This is a genomic window from Asaia bogorensis NBRC 16594, from assembly GCF_001547995.1.
In the GTDB taxonomy this organism is placed as follows: Bacteria; Pseudomonadota; Alphaproteobacteria; order Acetobacterales; family Acetobacteraceae; genus Asaia; species Asaia bogorensis.
In genome coordinates, this window is sequence record NZ_AP014690.1 from 121769 (window position 1) to 140764 (window position 18996).

An 18996-nucleotide genomic window follows, 5' to 3' on the forward strand; every position below is an offset into this window, starting at 1 on the left:
AAGAGGCGCGGCACAGGGAAAACCTTTTGCCTTGCAGGAGCGTTGCCTGTTGCGGCCTCATTTTCAGGATCATCTGTCTCTTGCGCCCATTCATTTTCGGTACGCTTTTCGTCGTTGTCATTCTGAACTGGCTCTGGCCGCTTCCTCTGGCACTTCCCGTCAAACTGGCTGCGATCATCCTGATCGTTGGAGCGGCGCTCTTTCACCAGTGGAGCCGTCTCTCTTCCGGCTCTGTCTTTGCGCCGGAAATGCCGCGCCCTGTGGTCATCCTGTTCAACTGGGCGTTTGGCGCCCTGATGTTCGTGACCGTCGGGCAAATCATGGTCGATATTGTCGCGGCTCTGGTGGCATTGGTGCAGTGGCATGGCATCGTGATCGGCACGATCCCGCGCGTCGCAATCGGTGGGCTTGCTGCCTTGCTGTCGGCGTTGGGGGTGTGGAATGCCGTGCGTGTACCGCCGGTCAGGCATGAGACAGTCAGCATCAAGGGGCTTGCGCCTGCTTTTGATGGCTATCGCATTGCCCAGCTGACCGATCTGCACATCACCCAGGTTTTCCCGCGTCGCTGGGCCGAGGAGGTGGTGTCACGCACCAATGCCATCGGGGCAGATCTGATCGTCGTAACCGGAGATTTTATCGATGGATCGGTGGCCATGCGCCGCGACGATGTTGCCCCGCTTGCGCAGCTTGCGGCCCCTGACGGGCTGATGGCCTGTCCGGGCAACCATGAGTATTTTTTCGATTATCGCGAGTGGATGCAGCATATCGGCACGCTCGGCTTTCACATGCTGCTCAACACGCATCGGCTCATCACCCGTAACGGCGCGTCGCTGGTGGTTGCGGGTGTTACAGATCACTCCGCGGCCAGTCATGGTGAGGCCAAGCCCAATCTGGCGGCGGCGCTGGCAGGACGTCCTGAAGGCGCGCCTGTCATTCTGCTCGATCATCAGCCCGGCGGTGCGCGTGAGGCCGCGGCTCAGGGCGTGGCGCTTCAGCTTTCGGGTCATACGCATGGCGGGATGATCTATGGTCTCGACCGCATGGTGGCGCGTGGCAATAACGGCTTTGTTTCCCGCCGCTACGAAATTGGTGCCATGACGCTTTACGTGAGCAATGGTACCGGTATCTGGCCCGGCTTCGCACTTCGTCTTGGCAGACCCTCCGAAATTACCTGCTTTCACCTCAAATCCGCCCGATCGCTGGCGCGAAAAGGGTAGGGCGCGTCACAGTCTAGAAGGCTATGGCCCTGCTGTAGGCACGGCCGCATGAAGCTGCTACGTCCCGCAGCAATAAAGGCGGTTGTGATAACCGTGCGGCCAGTCAGGGTGCAGGCCGGGGATATCGTGCCTCGGCGATGAAGCAGCACGTGCCGACAATAGACAGGGGAAGAGGATGGGCCGTTATTGCGTTACGGTAACGTGCGAGGCACGTCGTGGAATTGTGGCTGTAATCTCGGGGTATCTCGCGGGAAAAGACTGCAATATCCGCGATAGCTCACAGTTCGACGATATCGAATCGAACCGGTTTTTCATGAGAACCAGTTTTCTGGCCGAGGCGAATACGAGCCTTGAGGAATTGCAGCGCGATTTCGCCCCGATCGCCGCGCAATACGGCATGACCGCCACCTTCCATGACGAGAATGAGCGGCTGAATGTCGTGATCATGGTGTCACGGTTCGGCCATTGCCTGAACGATCTGCTCTATCGCACCCGTATCGGGGCCCTGCCGATCAATATCGTTGCGGTAATTTCCAATCATCTGGATTTCCAGAAGCTGGTGGTCAACCACGACATACCCTTCCACTACATTCGGGTGACGAAAGAAAACAAACCCGAGGCCGAAGCGCAGCAGCTTGCTATCATTCGCGACAGCGGGGCGCAGCTTGTGGTGCTGGCGCGCTATATGCAGGTTCTGTCTGATGAGATGTGTCAGGCCCTGTCAGGGCGCACGATCAACATCCATCACTCCTTCCTGCCCAGTTTCAAGGGCGCTCATCCCTACCATCAGGCTCATGCGCGTGGCGTCAAGCTGATCGGTGCGACCGCGCATTATGTCACGGCGGAACTCGATGAGGGGCCGATCATCGAGCAGGATATCATTCGCGTATCGCACAACCAGTCACCTGAAGACTACGTCACGCTGGGACGTGATGTGGAAAGTCAGGTTCTGGCACGCGCAATCCATGCCCATGCCCACAGGCGTGTGTTTCTCAACGGCCGCAGCACGGTGGTCTTTCCCGCAAGCCCGGGATCCTTTGCCTCGTCACGTAACGGCTGAACCAGACAGCGCCCCTGTTGCATGGGATCGCTGTCAGAGGCGATCACCGGGCGATGGTCATGGCGGTTTTGCGATCCATCACCCTTTGCCGATGCGCTAGCCAATCCAGTCCATGGTGCGCCCGAGATTACCGAACGGGTAGAAATGCAGGCTGACCGGGCCATGCGCGTCGGCCAGCTGCTCTTCAAGCTGGGTGATCAGCTGGTCCGGTCCGGCGCTTCCCAGTAACTTGCCAAGCGATATGCCATATCGGGAAAGCACGGAGGCAGAGGCCCCTACCCCGCAGCGTGCGGCAAAACGTAGCAGGGAGGCGATCGACGCAGGTCCCGGAACGCCTATTCTGACGTGGCATGTGATCCCACGTTCACGCAGGCGCATGAGCCACGCCATGATGGCCTGAGCATCGAAGCCGAATTGCGTGACGATTTCGGGCGTCATGCCCCGTGCCTCGATATCGCGGCATTTATGCTGCAACACCGTCCAGCCTTGTTCAGGCGTCATGAGGGGATGGCCTTCAGGATACCCCCCGATACCGACAACCCTGATCCCTGCTTTCTCGAACAGGCCGGTTGCCAGCAGGGCAGCGCTGTCGGCAAAAGGGCCTGCAGGCTCGGACGGGTCCCCTGCGACAATGAAGCATCGCTCAATCTCGGCCTCGGCCACCATCTGTGCCAGCAGGGTCTCGCAGGCCGCTTTCGAGGCAAGGCGTCGGGCGGAGAAATGCGGCACAGGAAGCAGGCCAAGGGTCCTGATGGTGCGGATGGCCTCCAGACGCGCTGCTTGCGTGTCATTGGCCAGATGAGGGATCATGACAGGTGTGACTGGCCCCAGGGGCGATGTTCCCGATGACATCATGCCTTTCAGGGATGGCAGATCCCTGGTCGTGACTTCGAGCGAAAAGCGCCAGAGCCGATCCGGGTTGTGTGCCCCGTCCGTTTTCCCCGTTGATTGCACTGTCATGGCGTTCCCCTGCCCGTTATGGGGATCATGTCCTGTGTTGTCGTTCAGGGCTGCATGAATCTGGAGAGGCGATGGATTTGAACTGTCCGGCATGATGCAGGAGCGGGCGTGCGGCCTTGTCATGGGTCATGCTGCATACCTGACCGATCAGTATGACATGATCTCCCGCCGTTACCTGCTGCACGAGATCCGTGGTGAAGACCGCCCCTGCGCCTTTCAGAACCGGCAAGCCGTCGCACGGCTCGAACAGATCCTGCAATGCGTCGTTGCGTCGTCCCGCAAAATGCATGGCATGGGCCTCCATATCCTGCGCGAGGACACTGACGGCAAACCGGCCAGCATGGAGGACCCGCGCCAGAAGCGTGGAACGCGCACCAACACAGACACCAATCAGGGGTGGGTCGAGCGAGACCGACATGAAAGCGCTGACCGTCATGCCGTGATCGCCCTCCTCTGTGCGGGTCGTCACAACCGTGACGCCGGTCGCGAACTGCCCACAGCAGGCGCGCAGGGCTTTTGGATCAAGGCTGTTTTGGGCCTGGATGTCTGGACTGGGCTTCAGGGGGGCTTCTGTCATGATTTCTGCCGAATCTTCGTTTAATGAGCGCGGCAAATGCGGCCCTGCCGCCATTGGGGCCGAATCCTGAAAACAGGCCGGTCAGCTTTCGCGGCCAACCGGCATCGTCTCGCTCATGATCGAGAGGGTGGGATCAGGCGCAGGTCAGCTCGCGACGGACGATCTCGGCACCGGCGGCGAGAGCCTGAAGTTTGCCTCTGGCCACGTTGCGTGAAAGCGGCGCCATGCCGCAATTCGTGCAGGGGCAGAGATTTTCGGCATTAACAAACTGAAGCGCCTTGCGCAGGGTATCCGCAACTTCTTCCGGGGTTTCGATGTGGTTGCTTGCGACATCGATGGCCCCGACCATCACCTTCTTGCCACGCAGCAATTCGATCAGTTCCATCGGCACGTGGGAGTTCTGGCATTCCAGCGACACGAGATCGATGTTCGAGGCCTGCAGCTTCGGGAAGGTGCGTTCGTACTGGCGCCATTCATGGCCCAGCGTCTTTTTCCAGTCTGTATTGGCCTTGATGCCATAGCCGTAGCAGATATGGACGGCGGTCTGGCATTTCAGCCCTTCGATGGCGCGCTCCAGCGTGGCAATGCCCCAGTCATTGACCTCGTCGAAAAACACGTTGAAGGCTGGCTCATCGAACTGGATGATATCCACGCCGGCCTGCTCCAGCTCACGGGCTTCGGCATTGAGAATGGCGGCAAATTCCCAGGCCAGTTTCTCGCGGCTTTTGTAGTGCGCGTCATACAGCGTGTCGATCATGGTCATGGGGCCGGGCAGTGCCCATTTGATCGGCGCCTTGGTCTGCTGACGCAGGAATTTTGCATCCTCGACAAAAACCGGCTTCTCACGCGCGACCGCGCTTACGACCGTGGGCACGCTGGCTTCGTAGCGGTTGCGGATGGTGACGATCTCGCGCTTCTCGAAATCGACACCGGCGAGGTGCTCGATGAAGGTAGTGACAAAATGCTGGCGTGTCTGCTCGCCGTCGCTGACGATATCGACGCCTGCCACCTGCTGCTCAAGCAGCGAGACGCGAAGCGCATCCTGTTTGGCCTCAACCAGAGCCTCGCCCTCCATTTTCCAGGGGGACCAGAGCTTTTCTGGCTCGGCAAGCCATGAGGGCTTTGGCAGGCTGCCAGCTGTTGCAGTGGGGAGAAGCTTCTTCATGAACTATGACTCTTCAGAGGGATGGCCCGCAGGGGCGGCTTAGTGATGCTGAATGAAGGGCTCAGGCGGCGTATCGGCTGGACCATTGCTCGAGAAGGGTTTTGTGCGGCGTAATGAAATGCTCGCCTGCAAATCGTCCCTGCTCGATAGCGAGGCGCGTGCGCTCCTCGCGGTCATAGACTACACGGGTGTTGGAATAATCGTTCTGGCGCAGGCTGGGCTTGTAGCGTGAGGCGGCAGCCGAGTTCGCGTTGTAGATTTCCGGACGATAGATACGCTGGAATGTCTCCATCGTGCTGATCGTGCTGATCAGTTCGAGAGGCGTATAATCATTGAGCAGATCGCCAGAGAAATAGAAGGCGAGGGGCGCGACGCATCCGGGCGGCATGAAATAGCGCACCTGCATTCCCATCTTGCCAAAATAGCTTTCGGTCAGTGAGGTCTCGGTGGGTGTGTATTCCACGCCCAGCACGGGATGCTCATTGGTGGTACGGGTATAGATCTTGTTTTCAGAAACGCTCAGGCAGATCACGGGGGGCTTCGTGAAATGGGCCGCGTAGACCTCCGAGGCGATGAAAGCCTTGAAGATCCTGCCATGCAGAAGGCCGAAATCATCGGGAACCGAAAAACTGTCACGTCCGCGATTATGCTCGGGCAGGAGTACGCTGAAATCATAATCGCGCACATAGGATGAGAAATTATTGCCTACGATGCCCTCTATGCGCTTGCCATTGGTCCGGTCGATGATCGTGGTCCGGAGAAGTTCGATGGCAGGAAAGCTCTCACCGGACCCGGTGATATCCATGTCGACGGAGACGATATCGAGTTCGAGCGCATAGCGATGACCCTCAGGGTTGTCCCATCGAGCGAGATCGTTAAAGCGATGATCGATCATGTGCAGCGCCGCCCGCAGGTTTTCCTGACGGGATTCACCTCTCGCGAGATTGGCGAAATTGGTGGTCAGCCGCGTACCGGGAGCCGGCGCATAGTTTTCGTCAAACCGGAGGCTTTTGACCTTGAAGGTGAAATCGCGGGTCATGATGGGCGGGTATCCTCTGCTGGAACCTGTTTTCCGCGCCACGTTGAGAGTGCCGCCGCGCGGTGCGAGCGAGGCCCGTTTATCTGGCGTGACCCATCATGAAGACAAATGATTATAATTCGTCATAACATGACAATCTGTCATGTTTATCCTTGTCGTGTCAGAAAGACACGCGGGATGCTGTAGGCCCGGCGCCGTTGATCATCGGCGTCATGAGTCGATTTTGACACTGGCTGCCAGTTTGATGAATCCGTCCAGATATGGGGGTGCCGTACCTGTGCGGTGGCCCAGATGGATGGATTTGAGAATTCCGTTACCAATCCTGACTCCTTTCACCCCTTTCACCTTGCGTAGCAGCCAGTCCGGTGTGGCGCTGACAGCCCGTCCGGATGCCACAAGGCGCAGCATCAGATCGGTGGTTTCTACCGTGCGGTGCCGCCGCGGCAGGGCGTGGGCCGGGACGAGGAATTGCGTGTAGATATCAAGCCGCTCGCGCGAGACAGGATAGGTGATCAGCGTCTCGGTTGTGAGGTCAGAAGGCTCGATATGGTGTTTCTGCGCCAGAGGGTGCGTGTCGGACACGGCCAGTACGAGCTCGTAGTCGAAGACGGGCGTGAAGGTGAGTTCCTGGCGCGCAATCGGATCGGGCGTGACGAGAATATCGATTTCATGGCCGAGCAGAGCCGTCAGTCCGCCAAACTGGAAGGCGGTCGTGACGTCGAGTTCGACATCAGGCCACGCAGCAAGAAAGGGATCGACCACCTGCATCAGCCAGTCCTGACAGGGGTGACATTCCATACCGATACGGATCGAGCCCCGTCGACCGCGCGCGTAATCTTCCAGCACACCGGCGCCATGCTCAAGCTGCGGCAGGACGCGCTGGGCGAGCCCGAGCAGATAGTCTCCGGCGAGGGTAAAGCGCAATTTGTGGCCTTCGCGCTCGAACAGCTTGACGCTGTATCGGTCCTCGAAACGGCGGATGGCATGACTGACGGCAGACTGGGTCAGGCATAATTGCTCTGCTGCCTGTGTCAGGCTGCCGGTGCGATGGATTTCACGCAAAATGGCCAGCGGCTGAATGTCGATCATGATCCATGAATATCCGTCAGGTTTCCCTCATCTGTGATGAATTTCAGGCAGGAATCAAGCAGGCGATCTGGCGTGATCACGATCAGGGAGCGCGAACGGCGTCTCTCTGGCCCCGACACGTTCGGCAGGGAAATGGCGGTTTTCGTCGCATTGAGCGTGGTGAGTGGTCAAAGGCAAGCTGGCGCAGCCCTTATGGGATACGCCAGCAAGGTCACGATCTGCCGGCTCACGCCGCCTGAGGGCTCAGATTAGCAACGTCGCTCAGCAAGCTGGCCCCAACGGGCTGCCAGCCAAGGCGTTGCTGTGTCTTCTGACTCGAAGCCGTCATGTCCTTGCTGACGAAGCTATATAACCAGCCGAAATGAGCCATTGCCTCATCCTCGCTCAGTCCGGTGACGGGCAAGCCAAGAGTTTGCCCGATCCTTTCCGCAATGGCGCGTACCGACACACCTTCTTCCGCCGTTGCATGATAGCGTGCGCCGTGGGCCTGCTTTTCAAGGGCCAGACGATAGAGTGTGACGGTGGCCGAAACAGGGGCTGCCGACCAGCGATAATCCGTGTCCGCAATATAGGCGGAACGCCCTGTCTCGCGGGCGAGCTGGATCAGAAATGTCACGAGGCCCTGACGCGCCGTATCGTGAATTTGCGACAGACGCACCAGCGAGACATTCCGGCCGCGATCAATCATCCCCTGCGCTGCGATTTCTGAAATGACCCTTGGATTCTTGTGCTGGGCGTTGAACACATCCTCATCCGCGCACGCGCCGGGATGAGCTTCGCCGAACAGCGTTGTGGAGGTGATTACAAAGGGGCGGTTCGAGCCCTCAAGCGCCTCACCGATGGCGTCGATAGCGCGTCGGTCTTTCTCGCAATTGGCAAGATAATGCGCGAAGTCATGGTCGAACGCGGTATGGATCACGCCGTCGCTTCCTGCCGCTCCTGCGCGCAGGCTGGCGAGATCCTCCAGATCGCCGTGCAGCGCTTCTGCACCTGCAGCCTGGAGCCTTTGTGCGCCAGTCGTCGAGCGCGTCAGGCCGAGCACCTGATGGCCTGCCCCAATAAGTTCCGCAACGAGTTTGGCGCCGATAAAACCGTTCGCCCCGGTCAGAAAAACGCGCATGATCCAGTTTCCTTGGTTGTCAGAGCATGATCATGGCGGCCATAGTCATCCTGTTACAGTAGTGACGTTATCATAGTATCAGCACTGACAGGCTTGCCGTGACATCTCCCACCGCCCTTGGCGCCTATCTGCGAGACAGGCGTGATCGTCTCGATCCGGCGGCTTTTGGCTTTCCCGCCACAAGGCGACGCACGCCGGGGCTGCGCCGGGAGGAAGTCGCGCAACGCGCCAATATCAGCCCCACATGGTACACCTGGCTTGAGCAGGGGCGGGCGGGTTCGCCCTCGGCGGATGTGCTCGATCGTATTGCCAAGGGGATGCTGCTGACCGAAGCAGAGCGGGAGCATCTGTATATGCTGGCGCTTGGGCATCCGCCGGAACGGCGGTACAGGGCGGCCGAAGGCATCACGCCGCGGCTGCAACGCGTGCTTGATGCGCTCACCTGGAGCCCAGCCATCGTCAAGACGCCCCTGTGGGATGTCGTTGCCTGGAACAGGGCTGCGTCCTGTGTGCTCACGGATTACAGCAAGCTGGCGCGGGAAGACCGCAATATCCTCAAGATCGTCTTTTGTACGCCCCGTATACGCGCGATGCAGACGGACTGGTCGAGCCTCGCCTATTCGGTGGTCGCGGCTTTTCGTGCCGATGTGGTGCGGGCCGGTGCTTCTGCCGAGATCGACAGGCTTGTTGCTGAGCTGAGCGCTGCCAGCCCGGATTTCGCGGCGCTCTGGCAGCATAATGACGTGTTGCAGCAGGGTGAGGGAACCAAGCGCCTGCAACATCCTGCGGTGGGGTTGATCGAACTCGAATATTCAGGGTTCGCTGTCGATGGGCGGCCAGATCTTGGCCTGATCATCTATAATCCGGCCACGGAAGGCGATCTCGAGCGCATCCAGCGCCTTATGGCAGAGACATTTCCGGACAGTGGCGTCCCGGTGGCTGACCGGGGGTGGCGCGCACTGATGTGATGTGTCGGATGCGGGCAAGCCGCGGCTAGAGGCTCAAGACGCCGCTGGCGGATAATCGTGTTTGAACGAGCGACACGGTTTGCCTGTAAGGGATTGGCCGTGAACTTCCCGACTCTGCCGGGGGGCAGGATAACAGACGAACAGGCAGTGAAATGCCAGACTGTCCGACTTGAAACGCTGTTCTGTTTTTTAGGAATTCCGCATCTGCGTCATCGCTTTGTACCGAAAAATCCGGCCTGTAGCGTGGTGTCCCGTACGGGATTCGAACCCGTGTTACCGCCGTGAAAGGGCGGTGTCCTAGGCCTCTAGACGAACGGGACTGGAGGCGTGAGCGGCTGATTATCCCACCCCCGGATGGGGGTCAACCCTAAATCGTGGCAGCGTCCAAAATAAAAAAGCTCAGCATATCCTGACCGTTCCACTGCTCGCAGCGCAGTTGCCCCGCCACGTGAAGCACCGGCATGGCCCGGTCTTCCAGCAGGGCAGCGAAAGCCTTGTCTGCGGCGCGGAAGACCAGACCACGCAGCCTGCCACCATCCTCGCCCTGCAGGATGACACGCAGCGTGTTGCCATCGCGCCCGATACGCTCGGTCTTGACGGCACGAACGCGGCTGATGGCAATGACCGGCTCTTCATGGCCAGCCCCGAAGGGGCCGAGGCGTGCCAGTTGTGCGGCAATTTCCGTCGTTGCCCCGCGAAGGGTCAGTACGCCGTCTATGCAAAGTGAGTCGTGACGCGGGCGGAGTTTGGCCGGAGCAAGCGCCTCGTCAAGGAACTGGTGAAATTCAGCTGCCCTTGCTGCGTCGAGGGAGAACCCGGCCGCCATGGCGTGACCGCCACCGGTAAGCAGCAACCCCGACTGGCAGGCATTGATCACAGCCGCGCCAAGGTCGATGCCCGGCACAGAGCGGGCCGAGCCCTTGATCCTGCCATCTTGAAGGGCGCCAACCAGCACAGGCCTGTTGCAACGCTCACGGACACGACTGGCGACGATACCTACAACACCCGGATGCCAGTCCTCGCCATGCAGGAACAGGGCCGCGTGACCAGCCTCTAGCTGCGCTTCGGCTTGGGCATAGGCATCGTTGAGGATATCTGCCTCGACAGTCTGGCGCTGCCGGTTGATTTCATCGAGCTTTTCGGCCAGCGCCCGGGCCTCGAACGCATCGTCGCTCAGGAGCAGCTTTACCCCGAGTTCGGCTTGCGCAATACGGCCGCCCGCATTGATTCGTGGCCCGATGGCAAAGCCACAGGCCATGGCGCTGGCTGTTTCTTTCACCCCTGCCACGGAAGCCAGGGTGGATAGGCCCAGCCGCTCGCCACGGCCCATCACGCGCAGGCCTTGGGCGACGAAAGCGCGGTTGAGGTCGCGCAGGGGCATCACATCGCAGATGGTGGCCAGTGCCACCAGATCGAGCTTGCGCAGCAGGGCAGGCTCCTCATGCGCGTCAAACCAGCCCGACGCGCGCAACGTCCGGCAGGTAGCAATCAGCGTAAGGAAGGCAACGCTCGTGGCGCAAAGATGCCCCAGCCCCGACTCGCAATCGAGGCGGTTGGGGTTGACCACCAGACAGTCAGGCAGAATGGCCCCGTCTGGCTTGTGATGGTCCAGCACAATGATATCACCACCCTCTTTGAGGCTGGTGAGCAGATCAACGGCGGCCGTCCCACAATCGACACAGATAAGCAGGCTCGCCCCTTTGGCGCGCAGGCCTTCCAGGGCTGGCCCGTTGGGGCCGTAACCTTCCTTCTGCCGGTCGGGAATATGGAAAAAGACCGGACACCCCAGCTCGCGAAGGGTTTCGGTCAGGAGGGTGGTGCCGCAGGCGCCGTCGACATCGTAATCACCGAAGACGCCAATGGTCTCACCCCCCTTGACGGCATTGGCCAGTCGCAGGGCAGCATCGTTCATGCCTGTCAGGCAGGACGGGTCTGGCAACCAGTCACGCAGTTTCGGGTCGAGAAAAGCAGGAATACGGGCGGCATCGACCCCGCGGCTATGCAGGATGCGGGCCAGTAATTCGGGAATGGCGGCGCGTTGCGCGATGGCCAGGGCGATGCGACCATCACCGCTGGCCAGCCTGTCATCGCGCCAGACCCAGGAACGCTGACTACCACTTTCGTGGACAGAAAGAACCGGTTCTGGCGAAGCGATGATCGTAGGAGCGTCAGACATACGCTCCTTTATAGGGTGGGATCAGTGACCTGCCCACGTCTTGGTGGTGAAATTGTGCCGCCCTTCAATGAAGCGCACCGTGGCAGACTTGGAGCGCATGACGATGGAATGGGTGCGGGCAACGGTCGGGCCATAGAAGCGCACGCCGCGCAGCAATGTTCCGGTCGTGACACCAGTCGCCGAGAACAGCACGTCGCCACGGGCCATGTCATGCAGGCCGAGCTTGCGGGTCGGGTCATTGCCCGGATCCATCGAGCGGGCGCGCTCGATCTGGCTTTCATCCTCGAACATCAGGCGGCCCTGCATCTGGCCACCCACGCAGCGCACGGCTGCAGCAGCCAGAACACCTTCCGGCGCGCCACCCGAACCCGCATAGATGTCCACGCGGCTTTCATCCATACAGGCCGCAATGGCGGCAGCAACGTCGCCATCGGTTAGCAGCATGACGCGAGCGCCAGCTTCACGGGCGCGGGCAATCAGCTCCTCATGACGTTCGCGGTCGAGCGCACACATGGTGAGCGAGGAGATATCCTTGCCCTTGGCCTTGGCAAGGTCACGCAGTGTGGTCTCGATCGGGGCGTCGATATCGATCAGATCGTCCGGCAGGTTCGGGCCCACCACCAGCTTCTGCATGTAGATGTCAGGCGCATGGAGGAAGTTACCGCTCTCGGCCAGTGCCACCATCGTCATGGCGTTCGGCATGTCCTTGGCGCAAAGATTGGTGCCTTCAAGCGGGTCGACGGCGATGTCCATCTTGGGACCGCCGGCGCCCACCTTTTCGCCGATATAGAGCATCGGGGCTTCGTCCATCTCGCCCTCGCCGATCACGACCGTACCCTCGATCGCGACGGTGTCGAAAGCGGCCCGCATGGCCTGGACGGCTGCACCGTCAGCCTCGTTCTTTTCCCCACGGCCAGTCCAGGCTGATGACGAGATGGCCGCAGCTTCTGTCACGCGCACGAGCTCGAGCGCGAGGTTGCGATCCGTCACTTTATACTTAGGAGAGAAAGGCATCCGGTATATCCTATCTGTACTCTATCCAGCTGAGCCGGAATTGCGACACGCCCTGTTATGCCGGGATGTGCCGCCTTTGCCACATCACACAGTCTCGATTTTCATGAGCAGCGGTGTGCCGACGACAGTTTCCAGGGGCTCGAGGGCCGTCAGGACGGAAAGCATGGCCGCCTCGCTGGTTTCATGTGTGACAAGCGCCAGGGGAACAACCGTCTGTGAAGAAGCCGCTTTTCCGGCCTCTTCCGCCGCATGTTGCGAGAGGGCGCGCAGGGATACGCCATAGTCGCGCAAGGCCGCTGTGATATCGGCCACCACGCCGGGGCGATCCTGCACAAAGAGGCGCAGATAATACTGCCCGGCCAGGTTTTCGCGCGGGGCGCAGGCGATTTCGGGCCGTGGGTCCATCCCCCATACGGGCAGGGCTGTTCCCCGGGCGAGATCGATCACATCCGCCATTACGGCGCTGGCGGTCGGTCCTGCACCCGCACCACGGCCTTCAATCAGCATCGGGCCGCTGAAGGCGCCTTCGGTCAGGACAGCATTGAAAACGCCGTCCACATTCGCGATCGGAGCGGATTGCGGCACCATGCATGGGCGCATGGAGGCCTCGATGGCGCCCTGCTCATCACGGCGCGCACTGCCCAGCAGCTTGATGCGATAGCCCATCTCGCGGGCAAAGGCCTGATCGCACGCGGCGATGTTGCGGATTCCCTCGACATGCAGGCTGTCGAACCGCACCGGCTGACCAAAGGCAAGGCCGGCAAGTATGGCGAGCTTGTGGGCAGCGTCCCAGCCATCGACATCGGTGGAAGGGTCGGCTTCGGCATATCCAAGAGCCTGCGCCTCGGCGAGGATATCGCCAAAATCGCGGCCCGACTCGCGCATGGCGGTCAGGATGTAGTTGCAGGTGCCGTTCAGGATGCCGCCAACGCGCACCAGATTATCGGCCGCGAGACCTTCACGCACGAGCTTGATGGCCGGGATGCCGCCTGCCACCGAGGCCTCGAACAGCAGGGAGGTGTTGTTCTCGCGGGCCAGCGTGGCCAGAGCCGCACCATGAATGGCAAGCAGGGCCTTGTTGGCGGTTACGACCGGCTTGCCAGCCTTCAGGGCGGTTTCGACCAGCGTACGGGCTGACCCCTCTGCGCCGCCAATCAGTTCCAGCACCACATCGACCTTCGGGTCACTGGCCAGCGCAATGGGGTCATCATGCCAGGTCAGACCGGCAAGATCGACGCCACGGTCGCGGGTGCGATCGCGGGCCGAGACAGCGACCACCTCGATGGTCCGTCCGGCACGGGCAGTAATGGCCTGGGCGTTCTCACGCAGAAGGCGCACCACGCCAGCCCCGACCGTGCCAAGACCAGCAATACCAAGATGAAGTGTTTGACCGTTCACGAAACTGCCTCTGCCTGTTTGACGCCGTGTTTGTTGAGGAAGGTCTTGATGGCACGCGTAGCCTGACGCAGGCGCTGCGTGTTCTCGACAAGACCGATACGAACGAAGCCTTCGCCATATTCACCAAAGCCCAGACCCGGGGCCACGGCCACACCAGCCTCTTTCAGCAACAGCTTGCTGAAATCGACGCTGCCCATTTCGGCAAAGCGCTCCGGAATAGGCGCCCAGGCGAACATCGAGCCCTGGGGAGAGGGGACGTCCCAACCCGCAGCATGCAGCCCGCGGATCAGCACGTCGCGACGCTCACGATACATGTCCCGAATTTCGGCCACGCAATCCTGCGGGCCGCTCAGGGCCGCGACGGCCGCCACCTGAATGGGGGTGAAGGCGCCGTAATCGAGATAGGACTTGATGCGTGTGAGGGCCTGGATCAGATGCGGGTTGCCTGCGGCAAAGCCCATGCGCCAGCCGGCCATGGAATAGGTCTTCGACAGTGAGGTGAACTCGACCGCGATGTCCTTGGCGCCCGGCACCTGCAGGATCGACGGTGGCGGCTCGTCACCGAAATAGATTTCGCAATAGGCCAGATCGGACAGGATCCAGATCTGCTCGCGACGGGCGAAAGCGACCAGCTCCTTGTAGAAATCCAGCGATGCCGTGAAGGCCGTCGGGTTGGACGGAAAGTTCACGATGAGCGCGGTGGGCTTGGGGACGGAATGGCGCACTGCCCGTTCAAGCGCGCGCAACATGTCCTCATCCGGCGTGGCGGGAATGGAGCGTACCGAAGCGCCCGCAATGATGAAGCCAAACTGATGAATGGGGTAGGACGGATTCGGCACCAGAATCGTGTCGCCGGGGCTGGTAATGGCCGAGGACAGATTGGCCAGACCTTCCTTCGAGCCCAGCGTCGCGATGACTTCGGTCTCGGGGTTCAGATCCACACCGAAGCGGCGCTCATAATACCCCGCCAGCGCACGACGCAGCCCGGGAATACCACGGCTGACCGAGTAGCGATGGCTGCGCGGGTCGGCCACGGTCTCGACAAGCTTCTTGACGATATGGGGCGGTGTGGGGCTGTCGGGGTTGCCCATGCCCAGATCGATGATGTCTTCACCATGCGCTCGGGCCGCGGCCTTGGCCTTGTTCACTTCGGCAAAGACATAGGGCGGCAGGCGACGGATACGGTGAAACTCTTCGGTCATTTTTTCGGCTCGGGGGCACAGGGTTGAAATAAAATTACCGGAGTCAGGGCGACTCCGACAATCTTCACTAACCTGTTTCCAGAACCGGGTGAACCGTCCTCAGTAAGGCGAGCGGTCAATTCTCGCGCCACGCCCCAGCGCACCGGCGCTCAGACGGATATCCGATGCGGGGACGCCGTGCAGAATCAGGGTCTGTGCCACCACGCGCGCGCGCAGCAGGCCGAGCTTGATGCCAATAACCTGCTCTTCAGGGCGGAATGACGTGATTTCGCCAAAACCCTTCACATAGACCACGTCATGAGGGCCTCGTGTGCCGAGGAATTTGCCGATCGTGCCGTCCTGGCCATTCGCGATCTGATCGGAGGCCTGCTTGAAACGGATCAGCGTGCCATGGGGCTCGGTCAGATCATAAGAGGGCGGTGCAATGTCCGGCAGGGCGGCATCGCGCGGAATATCGAAGCCGGGAAAACGTGGCGCCTGGGGCGGCAGATCGCCGATTTGCGGCAGCTCGCCCGGTTTGATCGGCGGCGGCGCAAAACGTGTGACCTCAGGCAGGGCGGCTTCGGGCGGCACTGTTTCGGCTGGCGCAGCCTTCTTCGCTGCCGGTTTGGCAACCGGAGGTTTAGGCGCTGGTGCAGCAGCCGGTGCCGCTGCCGGTGCCGCTGCTGGTGCAGGCGTCGCTGGCGGTGTCTGGCCGGGTGCCACAACGCTCATCGATGAGCCACTGTCATCGCCGGAGGGGCGTGGCTTGGGCTGCGGTGGCGGCGGCGGCGCCGGAATGATGAGTGGGCCGTCAGCCACGGCCAGATGCTGGCTGAGGTTGCGCTGGAGCGTCAGCTTGTCTGTAAGAGCCTTCCGGGCCGGGGCACTGGGCAGATCGACCTGGGCAGTTGGTGTGAGCCCGACATGGGGGTAGTTGCCATGAGCCCCCGGTGCAGGGGGGCGCTGCTTGGCAATCTCGCCGCCCTGGTACTGATGATACCAGTTACCGACCGTATCGACGGCGTCTCTGTGACCGCAGGCGGCCAGGGGCATCGTGAGCGACGCCATGCCTGTCATGACAAGGCCTTTGTGCAGCCAGCCTGTTTTCTGCATTTCTTCTGATCGACCTTATGAGTTTCTTGTCCGGGTTCACCGCGCTCGCGTCACCCTAACCGTTCCTGCCCCCCGTGGCGAGATGCCTGATCCCCAGCAAAAATTGGCGGGGCTCTTGTGAGGGCCGCCCATCAAGCGCAACATAGAAGGGATGAACAGGCTGTATGGACATAGGAACACCGTAATGCGTGGCACGACGCCTCAGGACATCTTCCGTATCGCACCACGTCTCGATGATGAAGATCCCGATACACAGAACCCCGACTCCCCGGAGACCAAGGAGCCCGCAGAAAAGGCCCCCGGTACCGAAATCGAGGGCAAGCTGTTCGAGCAGCGCAAGGTGCTGATCTTTGGCGGCGTCAACGATAAGGTGGCCCGTGATGTCACAGGTCGTCTGCTTGCACTGGCCGGAGCTTCGGACAAGCCGATCGATATCTACGTCAATTCACCGGGTGGCCATGTCGAGAGTGGTGACACCATTCATGACATGATCCGCTTTGTGGATTCCATTGCTCCCGTGAACATGATCGGCACGGGCTGGGTGGCATCGGCTGGCGCGCTGATCTTTGCTGCAGGTCGTCCCGAGCGTCGCCTGTGTCTGCCGAACACGCGCTTCCTGCTGCATCAGCCGATGGGCGGTGTTCGTGGCCCGGCAACCGATATCGATATCGAGGCCCGCGAGATCATCAAGATGCGCGAACGCCTGAACCGACTGTTTGCTCGTGAAACCGGTCAGTCCTACGAGAAGATCGCCAAGGACACGGATCGCAATCACTGGATGTCGGCAGAAGAGGCCATTGCCTATGGTCTCGTCTCGCGCGTCATCAGTAAGATGAGCGATATCAAGGAATAAGAAGAGGAAGTCTCTCTCATGTCACGTCTTGAACAACTCTACAGCCATCTTCCCGATGCGCCGTCAGACAAGACCTTGGCCAAGGCCGATTTCGAAGCCCGTCACTGGAGCAGCGCCATTCCCGGCCCGCTCAAGCCGGGCACTGAGGAACACAAGCGCGCCGTAGCCGACATGTTCAGGGAGACTTTCAACCCTTACAAGCCGTCGGTCATCGAGTGGCCCAAGCTCGACCCGCAGACCCTGCATCGCATCACCTCGCTGCCGATCTGGGATATCGCCGTGCAGACCGAAGGCAAGGCACGCCTGCGCATGGCGGCCTATGCCGACATGATCGATGATCCCGACATGAAGGACGCCCTGCGTCGCAATGCCTGGGAGGAGAACCGCCACAAGGAGGTGCTCTCCAAGCTTGTTGAAGCCTACAACATCCCGATGGCCCCCGAGCCGCCCTATATCGAGCCGAAAGACACGGAGTGGGCGTATCTGGTGACCGGTTTCTCGGAATGTGTGGATAGCTTCTTTGCCTTCGGTCTGTTTGCCCTTGCCGAGCGTGCCGGTCTGTTCCCCATGGAACTGATCGAGACGTTCGAGCCTGTGATGCAGGAAGAGTGTCGTCATATCCTGCTTTTTGCCAACTGGCTGGCCTGGCATCGCGCCACCATGCCGTGGTGGAAGCGCCCTGTTTTTGAAGCGCGTGTTCTGGGTGTCTGGGCGTTCCTCGCCTATGAGCGCATGGATCTGGCCCGTTCGATCGATGCCGAGGGCAACGAGCACACGCAGGACAACAATTTCACGGTGACCGGTGCCAAGGACATGACGGACGTGGACATCAAGGTGCCAGAGCTAATGCAGCTTTGCCTTGATGAAAATGACCGCCGCTTCTCCGGTTACGACCACCGCCTGCTGCGTCCCACTACGACACCGACACTCGTCAAGACCGGGCTGGCTGCCTATCGTCTGTGGGGAAAAGCATCGGGGGCCGTGCGCGCCCGCCTCGGGCATAAGGAGCAGCACGCGCCTGCATGAGTGTGATTGAGCCGGGGTCAGAAGCCCATAAGCATTACTTCTGTCAGCAGTTTATCGATACGCATCAGGTTTTCGATCCGGAAACCCTGCCGTGGCCCGAGCTGACAGAGGAGGAACTGACCCGGCTCCGCGCCGTACCGTTCTGGCAGGAGGTGTATCACACCGAGCGCCGGGCCGGCGCAATTGTCGATGCCTTCACTCCCCAGATCATCGATCCTGAGGTCAAGGAGGCGGTACGGCTTCAGGGCTATGAAGAAGCCCGCCACGCCGATCTGATCCGCGTCATGATCGAACGATACGGTCTGGACGCGCGCAAGCAGCCGCTTGAGAAATTCCCTGCCGATCTCGAAACAGCCTTTATCGACTTTGGCTTTGGCGAGTGCCTTGACGCTTTTCTGGGTTTCGGGGCTTTCAAAAGCGCCCGTCAATCACAGTTTCTGCCCGAAAAGATGTTCGAGATTTTCGACATCCTGATGTTCGAGGAAACGCGGCATATCGTTTTCTTCATCAACTATATGGCCTGGCGAGAAAAGCGCCGCGGCCTTGGGCGGACGAGGCGTTCCGTCAAATCGCTGCGTTTCTACATACGCGCGCTGAGCCGACTGCTTGGGATGGTGAAACGCGGGCAGGAGCCTAATGACGGGCGCGATTTCGCGGTGACCCAGACCAATCTCTTTCTCGATGGATTCTCGTTCCGGGGTTTTGTCGAAGATTGCTATCGCGAGAACGCGCGACGCATGACGGCTTTCGATCCCGGCCTGATGCAGCCCCGGCTATTGCCCGGCATTGCTGATATGGCGCTGCGCGGACTGCGCCTGTGGGACGCCGGTCGTAATCTTCGCAAAAGACGAGGCTGAGGGCGAGGGCTTTCATGCCGCAATAGACATTGTCGCGGCCGAGAGTCCGTATAGGATTGGTATAATATTTCTGACTAATCAGACAAAAAACTCAAGTATATGAAACGCCTTTCCCTGTGCGCGAAACAGACAGGGGCTACTGGGCAGCAGGTAACGACATATCGTATGGCGTAGCCTTTG

General features: G+C 60.4%; 18 protein-coding genes and 1 tRNA gene. 7 read left to right on the forward strand and 12 right to left on the reverse strand.

The features are described from left to right. Window positions 1-80: 80 nt before the first annotated feature. Together Asbog_RS00550 and purU are read left to right on the forward strand one after the other, a co-directional pair. Entirely contained in the window at window positions 81-1217 is a 1137-nt protein-coding gene (locus Asbog_RS00550; protein ID WP_062163706.1) for a metallophosphoesterase, read from the forward strand. 175 nt (window positions 1218-1392) lie between these two features. Then, complete coding sequence (gene purU / locus Asbog_RS00555) at window positions 1393-2277, forward strand: formyltetrahydrofolate deformylase (RefSeq protein WP_062163707.1); 885 nt, start codon at window positions 1393-1395, stop codon at window positions 2275-2277. Window positions 2278-2373: 96 nt separating this feature from the next. Here purU and Asbog_RS00560 read toward each other — a convergent pair whose 3' ends face one another. The 5 genes from Asbog_RS00560 to Asbog_RS00580 form a co-directional block, all read right to left on the reverse strand. Then, the gene (locus Asbog_RS00560; protein WP_062163708.1) at window positions 2374-3237 is read right to left on the reverse strand and encodes a methylenetetrahydrofolate reductase; all 864 of its coding nucleotides are present in this window, start codon (window positions 3235-3237) and stop codon (window positions 2374-2376) included. Between the two features lie 25 nt (window positions 3238-3262). Continuing rightward, window positions 3263-3814 (reverse strand): flavin reductase family protein, encoded by a 552-nt coding sequence (locus tag Asbog_RS00565; protein WP_062165606.1) that lies wholly within the window; start codon window positions 3812-3814, stop codon window positions 3263-3265. Between the two features lie 133 nt (window positions 3815-3947). After that, window positions 3948-4979, reverse strand: a complete 1032-nt coding sequence (locus Asbog_RS00570) for a methionine synthase (protein ID WP_062163709.1) — start codon at window positions 4977-4979, stop codon at window positions 3948-3950. Window positions 4980-5040: 61 nt separating this feature from the next. Then, complete coding sequence (locus Asbog_RS00575; RefSeq protein WP_062163710.1) at window positions 5041-6018, reverse strand: DUF1852 domain-containing protein; 978 nt, start codon at window positions 6016-6018, stop codon at window positions 5041-5043. Window positions 6019-6228: 210 nt separating this feature from the next. Continuing rightward, the gene (locus tag Asbog_RS00580; protein WP_062163711.1) at window positions 6229-7107 is read right to left on the reverse strand and encodes a LysR family transcriptional regulator; all 879 of its coding nucleotides are present in this window, start codon (window positions 7105-7107) and stop codon (window positions 6229-6231) included. 5 nt (window positions 7108-7112) lie between these two features. On the opposite strand from Asbog_RS00580, the gene Asbog_RS00585 reads away from it, so the two are divergent. Further along, window positions 7113-7346 (forward strand): hypothetical protein, encoded by a 234-nt coding sequence (locus tag Asbog_RS00585; protein ID WP_062163712.1) that lies wholly within the window; start codon window positions 7113-7115, stop codon window positions 7344-7346. Here the strand turns inward: Asbog_RS00585 and Asbog_RS00590 are convergent. Then, a complete protein-coding gene (locus tag Asbog_RS00590) occupies window positions 7334-8227 on the reverse strand; it encodes an SDR family oxidoreductase (RefSeq protein ID WP_062163713.1) in 894 nt (297 codons plus the stop codon). The genes Asbog_RS00585 and Asbog_RS00590 overlap by 13 nt on opposite strands. 98 nt (window positions 8228-8325) lie before the next feature. On the opposite strand from Asbog_RS00590, the gene Asbog_RS00595 reads away from it, so the two are divergent. Next, window positions 8326-9195, forward strand: a complete 870-nt coding sequence (locus tag Asbog_RS00595; protein ID WP_062163714.1) for a helix-turn-helix transcriptional regulator — start codon at window positions 8326-8328, stop codon at window positions 9193-9195. 244 nt (window positions 9196-9439) lie between these two features. Here Asbog_RS00595 and Asbog_RS00600 read toward each other — a convergent pair. From Asbog_RS00600 to Asbog_RS00625, 6 genes are all read right to left on the reverse strand, one after another. After that, window positions 9440-9515, reverse strand: a tRNA-Glu gene (locus tag Asbog_RS00600). Between the two features lie 47 nt (window positions 9516-9562). Beyond that, complete coding sequence (gene recJ / locus Asbog_RS00605) at window positions 9563-11371, reverse strand: single-stranded-DNA-specific exonuclease RecJ (RefSeq protein ID WP_062163715.1); 1809 nt, start codon at window positions 11369-11371, stop codon at window positions 9563-9565. A 21-nt stretch (window positions 11372-11392) separates the two neighbouring features. Then, on the reverse strand, window positions 11393-12385 hold the full coding sequence (glpX, locus tag Asbog_RS00610) for a class II fructose-bisphosphatase (protein ID WP_023979732.1): 993 nt from the start codon (window positions 12383-12385) through the stop codon (window positions 11393-11395). 84 nt (window positions 12386-12469) lie between these two features. Next, a complete protein-coding gene (locus Asbog_RS00615; RefSeq protein WP_062163716.1) occupies window positions 12470-13783 on the reverse strand; it encodes a homoserine dehydrogenase in 1314 nt (437 codons plus the stop codon). After that, window positions 13780-14985 (reverse strand): LL-diaminopimelate aminotransferase, encoded by a 1206-nt coding sequence (locus tag Asbog_RS00620; protein WP_062163717.1) that lies wholly within the window; start codon window positions 14983-14985, stop codon window positions 13780-13782. The genes Asbog_RS00615 and Asbog_RS00620 overlap by 4 nt, the downstream gene beginning before the upstream one ends. Window positions 14986-15084: 99 nt before the next feature. Beyond that, entirely contained in the window at window positions 15085-16080 is a 996-nt protein-coding gene (locus Asbog_RS00625) for a hypothetical protein (protein WP_062163718.1), read from the reverse strand. A 184-nt stretch (window positions 16081-16264) separates the two neighbouring features. On the opposite strand from Asbog_RS00625, the gene Asbog_RS00630 reads away from it, so the two are divergent. From Asbog_RS00630 to Asbog_RS00640, 3 genes are read left to right on the forward strand one after another with little or no spacing between them, the layout of a single operon-like run. Beyond that, window positions 16265-16933, forward strand: coding sequence for an ATP-dependent Clp protease proteolytic subunit (locus Asbog_RS00630; RefSeq protein ID WP_062163719.1), 669 nt, complete (start codon window positions 16265-16267; stop codon window positions 16931-16933). A gap of 18 nt (window positions 16934-16951) precedes the next feature. Continuing rightward, window positions 16952-17959, forward strand: coding sequence for a ferritin family protein (locus tag Asbog_RS00635; RefSeq protein WP_062163720.1), 1008 nt, complete (start codon window positions 16952-16954; stop codon window positions 17957-17959). Beyond that, window positions 17956-18816, forward strand: a complete 861-nt coding sequence (locus tag Asbog_RS00640; protein WP_062163721.1) for a hypothetical protein — start codon at window positions 17956-17958, stop codon at window positions 18814-18816. Before Asbog_RS00635 ends, Asbog_RS00640 begins: the two co-directional genes overlap by 4 nt. The last annotated feature ends 180 nt before the right edge of the window (window positions 18817-18996 follow it).